Raw genomic sequence first — 14447 nt, forward strand, 5'->3', positions numbered from 1 at the left:
GTATTCTTTCGAAAAACGAAATATAAAACTGGAAATTATCTGATAAAAGCTCTAAACTGAATGTAGGTAAGTTATTGTGTGAATAAAGATAAGAAATTAGGATCCTAACGGCGTATAAAAAAGTATGTTACCAGCCAAACTAATGATTTTCGCAAGCTGCCAGGCTCGCGGAAGCCATTGCTACTTACATAGGAGGAATTTTGATATGAATGCTGAAACACGTGAAATGTTTAAAACCTTAACGGAATTGCCGGGAGCGCCAGGCAGTGAACATGCAGTCCGGAAATTTATGCGGCAGGAGCTTGAAAAAGTATCCGACCATCTTATTCAAGACAACCTGGGAAGCATCTTCGGCGTAAAAGATGGCCAGCAGGATGGACCGCGCATTATGGTAGCGGGCCATATGGATGAAGTGGGATTCATGGTAACCCAAATTACCGATAACGGCATGCTCCGATTCCAGACTTTGGGCGGCTGGTGGAACCAGGTGATGCTGGCTACACGCGTTGAAATCATTGCTGGTGAAAACGCAATTCCAGGCGTTATCGGCTCGATTCCTCCTCATCTGCTGAGCGAAGAACTTCGCAGCAAACCGATGGAGATCAAGAACATGCTAATTGATGTTGGAGCAGACGATAAACAAGATGCGCTGGCGATGGGCATCCGTCCCGGCCAGCAAATCGTGCCTTACAGCCCCTTTACACCGATGGCCAATGAAAAGAAAATCATGGCCAAAGCTTGGGATAATCGCTATGGCTGCGGACTGGCCATTGAACTCCTGAAAGAACTGAAAGATGAAAAGTTGCCGAATCAATTATTTTCCGGTGCGACAGTTATGGAAGAAGTTGGTTTGCGCGGTGCCCAAACGGCTGCCACAATGATCAAACCGGATCTGTTTTTTGCTCTTGATGCCAGCCCGGCTAATGATGCAACAGGCGACAAAAACGAATTCGGCCAGCTGGGCCAAGGAACCCTATTGCGCATTCTCGATAAAAGCATGGTGACCCACCGCGGCATGCGTGAATTTATCCTGGATACTGCTGAAACACATAACATTCCTTATCAATATTTCGTCTCGCAGGGCGGCACAGATGCTGGACGTGTGCACACCACGAACGAAGGAGTTCCAAGTTCAGTCATTGGAATCTGTTCCCGCTATATCCATACATCGTCATCAATTATCCACACAGATGATTATGCAGCAGCTAAAGAGCTATTGACGAAACTAGTGAAAGCGACTGACCGAACGACGCTTGAGACCATCAAACAAAATGTCTAAAAAGTGCCTGCGGGCTCTTTTTTTTGGAAAGGAACAGTGGAGATGAAAAAAATTCGTGCAGCAATTGCCTCAAAAAATCCTGCGAAAATCAATGCCGTATCAAGCGTGCTTACGAACATGGAGTGGACAGTCGATTTATCTGCTGTAGATGCCGAATCGGAAGTGTCAGCGCAGCCTTTCTCGCAGCAGGAAACGCGTCAAGGTGCAGTAAACAGGGCCAAAAATGCTTTAGGGGATTTTGATTTTGCTGTTGGCTTGGAGGGCGGTGTCTACGAAATGGAAGGGATTCTTTATCTGTGCAACTGGGGTGCTTTAGCAACTCAGGATGGGCGCTTATATACAGCTGCTGGAGCTCAGATTCCATTGCCATCCGAGATTGCAGAAGGCCTCCATAAGGGCATTGAACTCGGACCTGTCATGGACGACTATGCCAATGAAATCGGAATCCGCCACCATAAAGGCGCAGTCGGAATCCTGACAGACGGTTTCGTCAATCGGGGTGAAATGTTCAGCCATGTCGTCAAATTGTTGATTGGGCAATACCAACGGGACAGCGATTAAGTTGCATGTCCATGTAAACACCTTTAAAATAAGGAGCAGTAATGTAAGGGGGAAAAAGTGTGCCTCGGTATGGATTAATTTTTATGCTGCTTTTGCTGGCAGGTTTGTTGGCTGCCTGCAACGCAACACCAGAAGAGCAGATTGTAAAAGGAATTGAAAATGCGCAAGGCGCGTTTGAAGAAGAGCCGGAAAATACCAACGAAACAGTCGGACAAACCAATTTGTATGTTCCGAGTGGCTATAATATTGAAGAACCATCGGATGGCTCTGATAGCTTAATCACAAAAGGCAGCGATTCTTTTGCTTTACTCATCAATCCTAACGAAGGAGCTGCCAGCACTTTTTTCTATGATCTTCAAAAAGAGGATTCCGAACAGCTTTGGGTAGTGGATGAAACGTTTCAGCAAAACGGCCGTTTTGGATTTGCGACAGTAGAAGAGATTGCAGAAGACCAGTTGGAGCTCGTAGTCAGCGCCGGTGGTGTTAAATTGACGACTGTAACAACAGAAAACCAAATCCCACAAAATATGGACTGGATGATGAAAACGGTCCGTTCAATCGATAGCGATGAATAGGAGATTACTTTAATGAGAAACTTGCAAACAACTGAGGAATTTCATGAACTGACCAAAGAATCTGCCGCAATCTTTATGTTTACAGCCGGATGGTGTCCGGATTGCCGTGTCATTGATCCTGTCATGCCTGAAGTCCAAAAAGCATTTCCAGATCATACTTTTGTATCGGTGGATCGCGACCAGTTTATTGATTTGTGCATTGAGCAGAATGTCTACGGCATTCCGAGCTTTCTTGCTTATGCACATGGCCAGGAAACGGGACGTTTTGTCAGCAAGGATCGAAAGACACAAGCAGAGATCGAAGGATTTATTTCGAATTTGCCAAAATAACAATAAAAACGGTTCGCCTAGACTAGGCCGAACCGTTTATTTATGAAAGCGAGGCCAAAACAACGATGAAATCTACTGAACTTTTTAATATACTTAGAGAGCGGATGCCAAGCCGCCAATTGGAATGGCGCTATGACCGGGAAAACGACACAGCACATATCCGACATCAGGAAATCGGCAAAGGCATCAGCATCTCCTTGCCGCAAGTGATCAACCGATTCGAAGCGAATGGCGATGCAGCAATCCAGGAGATCGTCTATACAATCACGGAAACGTTCGATGCAATGGAACGGGAAGCAAAAGGTGAAATGAAATCAACCGAACAAATTTTCCCTGTCATTCGCTCAACTTCTTTTCCAATCGAATCCAACGAAGGCCACCGGTTCATTACCGCTGACCATACCGCCGAAACACGCATCTATTTTGCTTTGGATGCTGGCACTACCTATCGCTTAATTGACGAAAATGTGTTAAATTCATTAAGTCTGTCAGAAGAGCAGATTAAGGAAATTGCGAAGTTTCAAGTGAAAAAATTGAAAACTGCTGTAAAAGAAGACCATGTTGCCGGCAATATTTTTTATTTTCTCAACGAAAATGACGGCTATGACGCTTCACGAATTTTAAATGAATCTTTCCTGAAAGAAATGAAAGCAAAAATTACCGGAGATATGACCGTATCCGTGCCCCACCAGGACGTATTGATCATTGGTGATATCCAAAATGAAACGGGATACGATGTGCTTGCACAAATGGCCATGCATTTCTTTACGAATGGCAAAGTGCCGATCACTTCCTTGTCGTTCATTTATGAAAATGACGAACTCGAGCCAATTTTCATCATGGCTAAAAATAGACCTAATGAGGAGAACGATAAAAAATGAATGTATTCTATAATAAGCAGGGAATTGGCGATGTGCTGCTGGTTCAACTGCAAACAGAAACTCCTGAAAAAATCCATCCTGAGCAATCGGGAGACGTAACATTAATTAAAGATGAAAACGGCACAATTGCCGGGTTCAATTTATTCAATGCTTCAAGCTACACAGAGCTTCCGGAAGGGGAGCAAGTTGAACTGTCAGAAGGGCTTGTGACTTCTTTGCAGAACGCTCTTGCGAAAAACGATATTGATATTACATTGGAAGTGGATTTCTCACCGAAATTTGTCGTGGGCTTTGTGGAAGCAAAAGAAAAGCATCCAAATGCCGATAAATTGAATGTCTGCCAGGTTTCTGTCGGCGGAGAGCAACTGCAGATTGTCTGTGGTGCGCCAAACGTCGAACAAGGGCAAAAAGTGGTTGTGGCAAAAGTAGGAGCTGTTATGCCTTCAGGAATGGTCATACGTGATGCGGAACTTCGGGGAGTGGCATCGTCCGGTATGATCTGTTCAGCAAAAGAATTGGCTTTGCCGGATGCACCTCAGGAAAAAGGCATTTTTGTGCTGCCTGAAGATGCAGAAATCGGTTCAGCTTTCCAAGTAAAGGCGTGACGCGAAATGAGCTGGATTAAAAACGTATGGAACCGCATGTTCACAGATGATGCTGACGAAGTCGAAGAAGAGGCCATCTATGAAACGCCACCCCCGGCAGCAAAAAAAGAAAAAGCGCCTTTTCGCTTTCCGGTAATTCCGGATGAAGAAAAAGACGATTTTATCCATGATGTAAAACGCGCAGAAATCCGTCCTAAGATGCCGATTTTTGATGAGCGGGAAAGAGAGATTCTTCGGAAAGAGTCTGAACTTCCTGCTGGAAAACCGATTATGGGGCCAAAAGAGGCACCCGTACGCCCTTCGGCAGCAGCTGCAAAACGTAAAGCTGCAGAACTGCCTGTCAATACGGCACGCCGTTTCGAACCAAGCCGTTCCGTGTCATCGGTTTATGGCTATAACACGGCACGCCCTGCACCAACCCAAAAAATGACCGAAGAAAGAGAAAGTAAATACAACCGTGAACTGCATGATGAAGCGATCCAAGAAAGAGCAAGAGCTGGCTGGCATAAACCAAGACCTGTAATTGAACACGAGTTCGCACCAATTTTTGATAAAGAGCCAGCAGTACAGCAGCCTGTTCATGAAACAACACAAGATATGCCGGAAATTGAAGAACCTCCTTCAGTTGAAACGCCTGAAGTGAAAAAGGCTGAAACTCCGGAAATTGAAACGGAAAAAAATACAACCGAAACAAGCCAGGTACATATAGAATCTTCAGCAATGGAAATTGCAGACAACAAAGAATGGGCTTCTGTAAATGAAACAGAGCCGGAACCGGAATCAGAACTAGATTCAGATCCGGAACTGCAGCAAGAACCAGAATGGGAGACTGACCTGGCGTTTGAGGAAGAAAAGGAACCGGAAACAGAGCGTGAGCTGCAAAACGACACAAATCCGGAAATCCCGTCATCTACTGCATGGAAAGTGGATACAAAAACAAAATCACAATATGAGCCGAAGCGTGAAAAAACCGTGCCGTTCAATGTTTTGATGCTCAAGTCAGACAAGGAACTATTGAAAAACAAAGCTAAATCACAGCCAGTTGCCGCACCAATTCGTGAAGTGGCCGAAGTTCCGGCTGAAAGTGCGGAAAAAAAAACGGCAGATTCAGCTGAACAGCCACCAATTTCGCTGAATTTGGTGGCTAGTGGCGAGTCCAAAGCCTACGAATTGCCGCAGTTGGAATATTTGATGGCACCCGAAAACGATCGGAAAGACGAAGAGTGGATGGAAGAACAGGGAGTCCGACTGATCGAAGCTTTGTCTTATTTCCAGATCAAAGCCGAAATTCTCAGTACGGTCCAAGGGCCTGCCGTTACACAATTTGAGTTAAAGGTTGCCCAAGGCATCAAAGTCAGCAAAATCCGCAATTTGGCGGATGATTTGAAATTGGCTTTGGCTGCTCGGGATATTCGGATTCAAGCCCCGATTCCCGGCAAAAGCTCCATAGGCATTGAAATTCCAAATCGCACGAGCCGTGCTGTGAGAATTTCAGAAATAATCAACAGTCCTGTATTCCAGGATTCAGATTCTCCATTAGAAGCAGCACTTGGACTGGATTTGACAGGCAAACCGGTGACATTGGATTTGCGAAAAATGCCGCACGGCTTAATCGCAGGAGCTACGGGCTCTGGAAAATCTGTCTGCATCAATTCATTATTGGTCAGCCTGCTGTACAAATCATCACCGAGAGATCTAAAATTGCTGCTGATCGATCCAAAAATGGTTGAGCTGGCGCCATATAATCACATACCACATCTTGTCAGCCCGGTCATCACAGATGTCAAAGCGGCAACTGCATCGCTGAAGTGGGCCGTTGAAGAAATGGAGCGCCGCTACCAATTATTCGCCCATAGCGGTGTCCGCGATATCAGCCGGTATAATAAGCTGGTAAAAGACAAAGGGGATTTTGCGCAGCATCTTCCGTATATTTTGATTGTTATAGATGAGTTGGCGGACTTGATGATGATGTCACCTTCCGATGTTGAAGACTCAATTTGCCGCATTGCACAAAAAGCCCGTGCTTGCGGAATCCATCTGGTAATTGCGACGCAGCGTCCGTCTGTTGATGTCATTACGGGATTGATTAAATCCAATATTCCAACGCGCATTGCGTTTTCCGTTTCATCACAAGTGGACAGCCGAACTATCCTTGATTCTCAAGGAGCGGAGCGCCTTCTCGGAAGAGGGGACATGCTGTATCTTGGCAACGGGATGTCAGCACCTAGCCGATTGCAGGGCACATTTGTAACCGATGATGAAATTGAAAAAGTCATTGAGCATGTGAGGCAGCAAGGGGAGCCTGAATACTTTTTTAAAGAAGAGGAATTGATCAAGCGAAGCGAATCTCCGGGTGAACAGGATGACTTGTTTGAAGAGGCATGCCGTTTTATTATGGTACAGGGCAGCGCATCGACTTCTCTCCTGCAACGGAAGTTCCATATCGGCTATAATCGTGCAGCCCGATTGATGGATCTAATTGAGCAGCATGGTTTTATTTCCGAGCAGAACGGCAGCAAAGCCCGTTCGGTATTGATCACAGAAACCGATATTGAAGAAGTGTTTCATTAAGATTTCGGATAGATCGATTGAATATAAAGAATACTGGCTCATTTCAACCAGTAGTAAATATATGATATAATATTACATTATGTTTATCTTCATCAGCTACAGATCTCGCCTGGCGATTTGTGTAGACTAATTTTCAGCTCCCACAGGAGGTTCATTTATGACAGTTTTACATTTTACCGGAATTAAAGGTTCTGGTATGAGTCCACTTGCGCAAATCATGCATGATATGGGCAAACACGTTCAAGGTTCAGATATCGGACAGCATTTTTTCACTGAAGACCGGCTTCGGGACAGAGGCATAACTATCTTGCCGTTTGACGCCAACAATATCAAAACAGATATGACCATTGTTGCAGGAAATGCATTTGGCGATGATCATCCTGAATTGGTCAAAGCGCGTGAATTAGGTGCGACCATTATTCGTTACCACCAGTTTTTAGGTGATTTGATGAAGCAATATGTTTCGGTCGCCATTACGGGAGCGCATGGCAAAACTTCTACTACGGGCTTAATGGCTCATGTACTGGAAGGATACAAGCCCGTGTCTTATTTAATCGGTGACGGAACCGGCGTCGGCCAGGCAGATTCTCATTTCTTCGTGGCAGAAGCCTGTGAATACCGCCGCCACTTTCTTGCCTACCATCCAGATTACGCTATTATGACTAATATCGATTATGATCATCCGGATTATTTCACAGGAATCGATGACGTTTTTAAGGCGTTTGAAGAAATGGCTCAGCAAGTGAAAAAATGCATCATTGCTTGCGGAGATGATGAACACCTTCAGCAAATTCAAGCGCCAATTCCTGTTGTTTATTACGGATTTGGTGAAGAAAACGATTTCCAGGCGAGAAATGTAGTGAAGACGACAGCCGGAACGACTTTCGATGTAGTCATCCGCAATGAGTTTTTTCATACGTTCACGATTCCGATGTTTGGCGATCATGCCACTCTGAATGCTTTGGCTGTAATTTCATTGTGTCATTACGAAAACATTCCAGCGGATATTATCCAGCAGCAGTTCGAAGACTTTGAAGGCGTTAAGCGGCGCTTTACCCAAACATCGATCGGTGACCGCATTTTAATTGATGACTATGCACACCACCCGACAGAAATCCGTGCAACTCTTCAATCTGCTCGCCAGAAATATCCGGAGCGGGAACTTATTGCGATTTTCCAACCGCATACGTTCACGCGTACACAGACATTTTTGCAGGAATTCGCGGATTGCCTTACTGAAGCGGATCATGTATACTTGTGCGACATTTTCGGCTCTGCCCGTGAGAAAGCCGGAACCTTAAAAATACAGGACTTGGCAGAGAAAATTGATGGCAGCCGGTTGTTGGTATTGGACGAAGTAGGATCTTTGAGACAGCATGGCAATGCCGTGTATCTGTTTATGGGCGCAGGAGATGTCACCAAATTCCAGGAAGCATTCGAAAATGAATTAAATGCAGGAGAAACAGTTTAACTTTCGGGTTAAACTGTTTTTTTATGCAGGAATTTAATTGTTTTTGTTGAATAATATATAGAGACCGTGTTTAATCCAAACTCATCAAGGGTAGAAAAAGGATATAACATAATTCGCTAAAAGGAGGAAACAGGATGGATTGGCAAATCTTGCTTTACATTGCCGCGATCGTAGCCGCTATTGGATTCTTAGTTCTATGCGTAGCGTTGGCAATCACATTAAATTCGTTGAAAAACACATTGAAAGAAGTTTCAGGCACCGTAGCTGGTCTTGAAAATCAGTTGCAGGGGGTAACGTTGGAAACGACGAATCTTTTGCATAAAACAAATGAACTTGCTGAAGACATTCAAGTAAAGTCAGAAAAGTTGAATGGTGTCGTAGACGCAGTGAAAGGCGTCGGCAACTCTGTTACTGATCTGAACTCTACAGTTCGCAGCATCACTTCAAAAGTCGGTGTCCAGGTCGAACAGAATGAAGACAAGATTGCTCAAGTAGTACAATGGGGCAACGTAGTCATGGGTATCCGTGACAAATGGAACGAACGCAAAATTTATGAAACTCGTGCAAATGCAGCATATGCACCAGTACCAGAGCAAAAGAAATTACCGCATAACGAACAATATTAAGATCAGTTTTACTACTAAAATTAAACGGAGGTAATATTAATGAGCAAAAACAAAGATTATTACAATCAATCCAACTTCAACGATTCACAGTATAACAAGGATTACTATTCGCAAGGCGGCCAGAACAGCGGCCAGAATTATCAGCAGAGCGATTATGTACCACAGTCATACGGAGCTTCTAACCGCTACGACGATCTTTACGATTACGAAGAATCAGGTGGAGGCTCAAGTTTCCTAGTTGGAATTTTAGTAGGCGGGATTGTTGGAGCTGCCGCTGCATTATTCCTGGCACCTAAATCCGGCAAAGAATTCCAGGCTGATTTAAAGACGCAAGCTACTACGCTGAAAGAAAAAGCGTCTCAGCAGTCGGATTCGTCTAATGATGATTCAGCTGGCTTTGCGCAGCAATTAAAAGACCAGTCCACTAAAGTGGTTGATAAAGTGAAAAACCTGAAAGGCGGAAACTCGCCTATGGACGATGGCACTGCTTCTTCAGAAGGAGAAGAGTCAATCGACATCCATTCAACTGTTCAAAACACTCCGAACAAATCAGACAATAAAGGTTCTGACGCATTCACTTCTACTGCCAATGCCTTAAAAGAAGCGGTTGAAGAAGTTAAGGAAGAAAAGAAATCAGATTCAACTTCATCAACAGCTGGCAGCACAGGCAGCAGCACGAACAGCAACACAGCAAATTCAAGCAAAGGTCCAAATACGACCAGCAGCAACAACAACAGCAATAAGTCGTCAAATTCAAGCAACAACAGCAACAACAGCAATAACAGCAACAACAGCAACAAATCATCATCAAATGCATCAAGCAACAGCTCGTCTACTAGCAACAACTTCAACAAAAAGAATTAATCTGGGAGCGGTTTAGATGAAAAACTTAGTGCAAGTGAACAGTCTGGACAGTTTAAAACAGGCAGTGGGGCATAATCAGCATTATTGGCTGTTTAAGCATAGCAGTACATGTCCGGTATCAGCTGAAGCGTGGAATGAGTTTAACGAATATTGCTCGTTGCATCCCAACCAAATCTTTTTGTATCTAGTGGTACAGGAAGATCGCGAATTCTCTCAAGCAATTGAAGAGATAACGGGTATTAAGCATGAATCGCCCCAATTGTTCCATTTTACGAGTCAAAAAGTAGACTGGCACGCTTCCCATAACAAGATTAAAAGACAATCTATGCAGGAATTTATTGCCTGAGAAAAAGCCGAAGCCTTGGTGCTTCGGCTTTTTTTGTTTAAAAAACACTTTAGCGCGTTGAAGCGCTAAAATATTTTCCGTGACTTTCCCGAATTGTTTGCTTATAATAGTCCTATCATGATAATATGAGTCACCTGCAAAAGGTAATTCGCGAAAGGGGAAGTTATAGAATGAGTAATTTAGAGTTAGAGCAACTAAGAGAAAAAGTGGACGCAGTCAACCTGCAGATTCTGTCTCTGATCAATGAGAGAGCTTCCGTTATCCAAGACATCGGAAAATTGAAAGAAAAGCAAGGAGTTGACCGTTACGATCCGTTGCGGGAACGCCACATGCTGAACTTGCTGAAAGATAATAATGACGGTCCGTTAGAACAGAAGACTGTTGATCATATTTTCAAAGAAATCTTCAAATCGGCCTTGAATATGCAAGAAGAAGATACACGTAAAGCATTATTGGTTTCACGTAAAAAGAAAGCCGAAGATACTGTTATCACTATTAACGGTGAACAAGTCGGTGCTGGTGATCCTTCATTCATCTTCGGTCCATGTGCAGTAGAATCACAAGAGCAAGTTTCAAAAGTTGCAGAAGCTATTGGAGCAAAAGGTTTGAAAATGATCCGTGGTGGAGCTTACAAGCCGCGTACATCGCCTTACGATTTCCAAGGTCTTGGATTAGATGGTTTGAAAATGCTGAAAAAAGCTGCGGACCAGTACAATCTAGCTGTTGTTTCAGAAATCGTAACGCCAGGACATCTCGAAGCTGCTCTTGATTATGTAGATGTGGTCCAAGTCGGAGCTCGCAACATGCAAAACTTTGAATTGCTGAAAGCAGTGGGTTCGATCAACAAACCGGTTCTATTGAAGCGCGGTATGTCGGCAACTATTGAAGAATTCATCAACGCAGCTGAATACATTATCGCTTCAGGAAATGAAAACATCATCCTCTGTGAACGCGGTATCCGCACATACGAAAAAGCGACTCGCAACACACTTGATATTTCTGCAGTGCCAATCTTGAAACAAGAAACGCATCTTCCGGTATTTGTTGACGTGACTCACTCAACAGGCCGCCGTGACCTATTGCTGCCAGCAGCTAAAGCTGCGATCGCAATTGGAGCAGATGGCGTAATGGCTGAGGTTCATCCGGATCCGGCAGTAGCATTATCCGATGCTCAACAGCAAATGGATTTAGGCCAATTCGATGAATACTACGATGCATTAATGAAATTCATGAAACAGTATGAATTGAAAATATAAGCTTGAAAAGCCGGATAAACTCCGGCTTTTCTTTTTTTAGTTGATATTATTGAAGAATTTGTCGTATGATTAGAGAAAGACTGGAAAAGGAGGGCGCACAATGACCGTTACGATATACGATGTGGCAAGAGAGGCGAACGTTTCGATGGCTACTGTGTCACGTGTAGTGAATGCCAATCAAAACGTAAAACCTGCCACAAGAAAGAAAGTACTGAAAGTAATAGAAGAATTGGGCTATCGTCCAAATGCTGTTGCTCGTGGACTTGCAAGCAAGAAGACAACGACGGTCGGCGTCATCATACCCGATATTTCCAATAGCATGTATGCTGAATTGGCCCGTGGAATTGAAGATATCGCTACAATGTACCGCTACAACATCATTTTATCGAACTCGGATCAGAACCAAAATAAGGAACTTCAGTTATTGGAGACAATGCTCGGAAAACAAGTAGATGGAATTGTCTTTATGAGTGATGTAATTTCAACTGAACTTCTTTATGAAATGGAACGTTCTCCAACACCAATCGTCCTGGCGGGTTCAATTGACGAATCTGCAGCGATTGCTTCGGTTAACATTGACTATTACGGTGCTGCTTATGAGGCTGTTAAGAAGTTTATTGAAAATGGCCATAAGAAAATTGCTTTTGTTTCAGGTCCGTTAACGTCAATGATTAACAAAGAATACAAGTTGAAAGCTTATAAAGAGGCTTTGGCGGATGCAGGAATCGATTATGATGAGAATTTGGTCGTGGAATGCAACAATTCTTACGATGAAGGAATGGAGTCAGTTCAAACTTTGGCGCCATTCGAGCCGACAGCTTATTTTGTCAGCAACGATGAGATGTCAATCGGGGTAATACATGGTTTGGAAGAACAGGGTAAAAAAATACCTTCAGATGCAGAAGTCATCAGCTATGAAAATTCCAAGCTGGCGCGCATGGCACGCCCAATGCTGACATCTGTCGCATTCCCGCTGTATGATATTGGTGCGGTCTCTATGCGTTTATTGACAAAGTATATGAACAATGAAGAAATTGAAGAAAAACAAGTCATTCTTCCATACCGCATCGAAGAAAGACAATCGACCAAAAACGATTAATAGCGAATTCCGCTTAAATAGTAATTGCAAAAGCTGACTGGATGAAAATCCAGTCAGCTTTTGTCGTTTTCCGCAGTTGATTGTTCAATATAAACAACTTATTTTTTAATTTCTATTTTAATTTCTATTAGTAAAGCTGCAGAGCCAATGGAATTATTCCCGTTGGCACTGTTTTCTGCTTGTATTCTTTTAATTGTTGCGAATCATGTATAAAGCTTTGTTAAGCATTTGAAGATTTTTATCGGTAATTTCTGATTTACGGGGAATGGCTTGATACATATTCGGTGGATCTTCCCACGTATCGATCAATTTGACCGGTGATTCCGGCTGCCATTGTTCTATCCAGGATTCGGGCAATTTGCCGGAAGGGATTGGGAAATTGTTCATTTCCAGCCAAATGAGAGACCACGCACGGGGGACAACCCGCCAAATATCATACCCGCCGCCGCCAACGGCTATCCAGCGGCCCTCACAATACTCATGAGCGAGTTCGTGAGCGATTCTGGGTATTTCCTTGTAAATATTCATAGTCCCGTATAAATGGGTCAGAGGGTCCAAATAATGGGCGTCTGCTCCGTTCTGCGTTAGGATGACATCCGGCTTAAAGAATTCGATAATTTCTTTCATGGATGTACGGTAGATTTCGAGAAAAGATTCATCTTCTGTAAACGCATCGATCGGAAAGTTGAAAGAAGTGCCGTATCCTTGGCCACTGCCGCGTTCATTGATATTGCCAGTCCCCGGAAAGAGATAGCGGCCCGTTTCATGGATCGAGACAGTGCAGACATCGGGATCATCGTAAAAACTCCATTGAACTCCATCGCCATGATGCGCATCGGTGTCAATATACAGCACACGGGCATTGTATTTGGTTTTCAGGTAATTGATGGCGACCGAGCTATCGTTGTATATGCAAAAGCCGGATGCTTTGCCTCGGAAGCCGTGGTGAAGGCCGCCGCCCAAATTTAGCGCATGCTGTGCTTTGCCTTCCATGACATAATCGACAGCCGTCAATGTTCCCCCGACGAGCCGGGCACTGGCTTCGTGCATATTTTCAAAAATTGGCGTATCTTCAGTGCCGATGCCGTAGCTTTCGCCGGCTTCCGGTGTCACTTCGCCGCGGCTTGCCTTTTTGACAATATCGATATAGCGCTCATCGTGGGCAAGCAATAATTCTTCATCAGTGGCAATCCTCGCAGGAACAATTAAATCATCTGGAAGCGCATTCATTTTTTTTAATAAATCAATGGTCAAAACGAGCCTTTTCTGGTTAAAAGGATGAGTTTCAGAAAATTTATACCCCAATTGATCTTCTGAAAAGATGAATACCGCATGTTTCATTCGTTCACTTGAGGCATGCTTGGCCATAGGACATCGAATCCTTCTTTACGCAGGTCGTTTATGATGGCGAGTGGGTTCATCGTCTGAACGCGGAAAACAAGAACTTTGTTGCTGCTGTTTTCTCTGTCGGGGTAAACGAGGACACTCAGCACATTGACGTTCTGCTGATGAAATACTTTCGAAACTTCGTACAGGATACCGGATCGGTTTTTTACACGCACTTCAATTTGCGAACCGGGCTGGTGTGCGCCGGTCAGTTCGATAAACGTATACAAAAGATCTGTTTCTGTCAGGAATCCGATAAGCTTGTCATTGCTGACAACGGGAATGCAGCCGATCTTCTGTTCATAAAAAATCATCGCCACTTCTTCTACAAAGTCGAGAGGGTGGGCAGTTATTGGGTTGGGCGTCATAATTTCTGAAACATTCTTTTTATAAGGCTCGCCTTTTGGCGCAACAGTGAATCTTGAAGGAACCGCATCTTTTAAATCGCGGTCTGTGACGATGCCCACCACTTTGCCATCATCAACGACTGGTGCGTGGCGAATACGCTGTTCTTTGAATAGATGCATAACATCCTGAACTGTTTGATCAGATCTCAGCGTATGGACATCGGTTTTCATAATTTCTTCCACTAACATA

At 44.0% G+C, this 14447-nt stretch carries 15 protein-coding genes; 13 read left to right on the forward strand and 2 right to left on the reverse strand.

Features of this window, described 5'->3' with window-relative positions:
* The first annotated feature begins 205 nt into the window (after window positions 1-205).
* The 13 genes from QOZ98_RS16350 (at window position 206) to ccpA (ending at window position 12464) form a co-directional block, all read left to right on the forward strand.
* A complete protein-coding gene (locus tag QOZ98_RS16350; protein WP_308788388.1) occupies window positions 206-1279 on the forward strand; it encodes a M42 family metallopeptidase in 1074 nt (357 codons plus the stop codon).
* A 42-nt stretch (window positions 1280-1321) separates the two neighbouring features.
* Entirely contained in the window at window positions 1322-1840 is a 519-nt protein-coding gene (locus QOZ98_RS16355) for a DUF84 family protein (RefSeq protein ID WP_308788389.1), read from the forward strand.
* Window positions 1841-1899: 59 nt separating this feature from the next.
* Entirely contained in the window at window positions 1900-2415 is a 516-nt protein-coding gene (locus QOZ98_RS16360) for a hypothetical protein (protein WP_308788390.1), read from the forward strand.
* Between the two features lie 12 nt (window positions 2416-2427).
* Entirely contained in the window at window positions 2428-2745 is a 318-nt protein-coding gene (locus tag QOZ98_RS16365; protein ID WP_308788391.1) for a thioredoxin family protein, read from the forward strand.
* A 65-nt stretch (window positions 2746-2810) separates the two neighbouring features.
* Window positions 2811-3626, forward strand: coding sequence for a DUF1444 family protein (locus tag QOZ98_RS16370; protein WP_308788392.1), 816 nt, complete (start codon window positions 2811-2813; stop codon window positions 3624-3626).
* On the forward strand, window positions 3623-4231 hold the full coding sequence (ytpR, locus tag QOZ98_RS16375; RefSeq protein ID WP_308788393.1) for a YtpR family tRNA-binding protein: 609 nt from the start codon (window positions 3623-3625) through the stop codon (window positions 4229-4231). Before QOZ98_RS16370 ends, ytpR begins: the two co-directional genes overlap by 4 nt.
* Window positions 4232-4237: 6 nt before the next feature.
* Window positions 4238-6802, forward strand: a complete 2565-nt coding sequence (locus tag QOZ98_RS16380; RefSeq protein WP_308788394.1) for a DNA translocase FtsK — start codon at window positions 4238-4240, stop codon at window positions 6800-6802.
* Window positions 6803-6959: 157 nt separating this feature from the next.
* Complete coding sequence (murC, locus tag QOZ98_RS16385) at window positions 6960-8273, forward strand: UDP-N-acetylmuramate--L-alanine ligase (protein WP_308788395.1); 1314 nt, start codon at window positions 6960-6962, stop codon at window positions 8271-8273.
* Window positions 8274-8407: 134 nt separating this feature from the next.
* Window positions 8408-8899: a DUF948 domain-containing protein gene (locus QOZ98_RS16390; protein ID WP_308788396.1), complete on the forward strand. Its 492-nt coding sequence runs from the start codon at window positions 8408-8410 to the stop codon at window positions 8897-8899.
* A gap of 39 nt (window positions 8900-8938) precedes the next feature.
* Window positions 8939-9763: a YtxH domain-containing protein gene (locus QOZ98_RS16395; RefSeq protein WP_308788397.1), complete on the forward strand. Its 825-nt coding sequence runs from the start codon at window positions 8939-8941 to the stop codon at window positions 9761-9763.
* 16 nt (window positions 9764-9779) lie between these two features.
* Window positions 9780-10109 (forward strand): bacillithiol system redox-active protein YtxJ, encoded by a 330-nt coding sequence (gene ytxJ / locus QOZ98_RS16400; RefSeq protein WP_142829404.1) that lies wholly within the window; start codon window positions 9780-9782, stop codon window positions 10107-10109.
* Between the two features lie 170 nt (window positions 10110-10279).
* Window positions 10280-11365: a bifunctional 3-deoxy-7-phosphoheptulonate synthase/chorismate mutase gene (locus QOZ98_RS16405; protein WP_308788398.1), complete on the forward strand. Its 1086-nt coding sequence runs from the start codon at window positions 10280-10282 to the stop codon at window positions 11363-11365.
* 100 nt (window positions 11366-11465) lie between these two features.
* A complete protein-coding gene (ccpA, locus tag QOZ98_RS16410; protein ID WP_308788399.1) occupies window positions 11466-12464 on the forward strand; it encodes a catabolite control protein A in 999 nt (332 codons plus the stop codon).
* A gap of 189 nt (window positions 12465-12653) precedes the next feature.
* Here the strand turns inward: ccpA and QOZ98_RS16415 are convergent, their stop codons facing one another.
* Both QOZ98_RS16415 and QOZ98_RS16420 read right to left on the reverse strand, forming a co-directional pair.
* Window positions 12654-13805, reverse strand: a complete 1152-nt coding sequence (locus tag QOZ98_RS16415; RefSeq protein ID WP_308788477.1) for an acetoin utilization protein AcuC — start codon at window positions 13803-13805, stop codon at window positions 12654-12656.
* Window positions 13802-14446: an acetoin utilization AcuB family protein gene (locus QOZ98_RS16420; RefSeq protein WP_308788400.1), complete on the reverse strand. Its 645-nt coding sequence runs from the start codon at window positions 14444-14446 to the stop codon at window positions 13802-13804. Before QOZ98_RS16420 ends, QOZ98_RS16415 begins: the two co-directional genes overlap by 4 nt.
* Window position 14447: the final 1 nt, after the last annotated feature.

The organism is Planomicrobium stackebrandtii, from assembly GCF_030814955.1.
Taxonomy (GTDB): domain Bacteria; phylum Bacillota; class Bacilli; order Bacillales_A; family Planococcaceae; genus Planococcus; species Planococcus stackebrandtii.

Bases quoted from the DNA above. Each gene is read 5' to 3' on its own strand.
- QOZ98_RS16350 (WP_308788388.1), top strand. From the start codon at position 206: ATGAATGCTGAAACACGTGAAATGTTTAAAACCTTAACGGAATTGCCG.
- QOZ98_RS16355 (WP_308788389.1), top strand. From the start codon at position 1,322: ATGAAAAAAATTCGTGCAGCAATTGCCTCAAAAAATCCTGCGAAAATC.
- QOZ98_RS16365 (WP_308788391.1), top strand. From the start codon at position 2,428: ATGAGAAACTTGCAAACAACTGAGGAATTTCATGAACTGACCAAAGAA.
- QOZ98_RS16370 (WP_308788392.1), top strand. From the start codon at position 2,811: ATGAAATCTACTGAACTTTTTAATATACTTAGAGAGCGGATGCCAAGC.
- ytpR (WP_308788393.1), top strand. From the start codon at position 3,623: ATGAATGTATTCTATAATAAGCAGGGAATTGGCGATGTGCTGCTGGTT.
- QOZ98_RS16380 (WP_308788394.1), top strand. From the start codon at position 4,238: ATGAGCTGGATTAAAAACGTATGGAACCGCATGTTCACAGATGATGCT.
- murC (WP_308788395.1), top strand. From the start codon at position 6,960: ATGACAGTTTTACATTTTACCGGAATTAAAGGTTCTGGTATGAGTCCA.
- QOZ98_RS16390 (WP_308788396.1), top strand. From the start codon at position 8,408: ATGGATTGGCAAATCTTGCTTTACATTGCCGCGATCGTAGCCGCTATT.
- QOZ98_RS16395 (WP_308788397.1), top strand. From the start codon at position 8,939: ATGAGCAAAAACAAAGATTATTACAATCAATCCAACTTCAACGATTCA.
- ytxJ (WP_142829404.1), top strand. From the start codon at position 9,780: ATGAAAAACTTAGTGCAAGTGAACAGTCTGGACAGTTTAAAACAGGCA.
- QOZ98_RS16405 (WP_308788398.1), top strand. From the start codon at position 10,280: ATGAGTAATTTAGAGTTAGAGCAACTAAGAGAAAAAGTGGACGCAGTC.
- ccpA (WP_308788399.1), top strand. From the start codon at position 11,466: ATGACCGTTACGATATACGATGTGGCAAGAGAGGCGAACGTTTCGATG.
- QOZ98_RS16415 (WP_308788477.1), bottom strand. From the start codon at position 13,805: ATGAAACATGCGGTATTCATCTTTTCAGAAGATCAATTGGGGTATAAA.
- QOZ98_RS16420 (WP_308788400.1), bottom strand. From the start codon at position 14,446: ATGTTAGTGGAAGAAATTATGAAAACCGATGTCCATACGCTGAGATCT.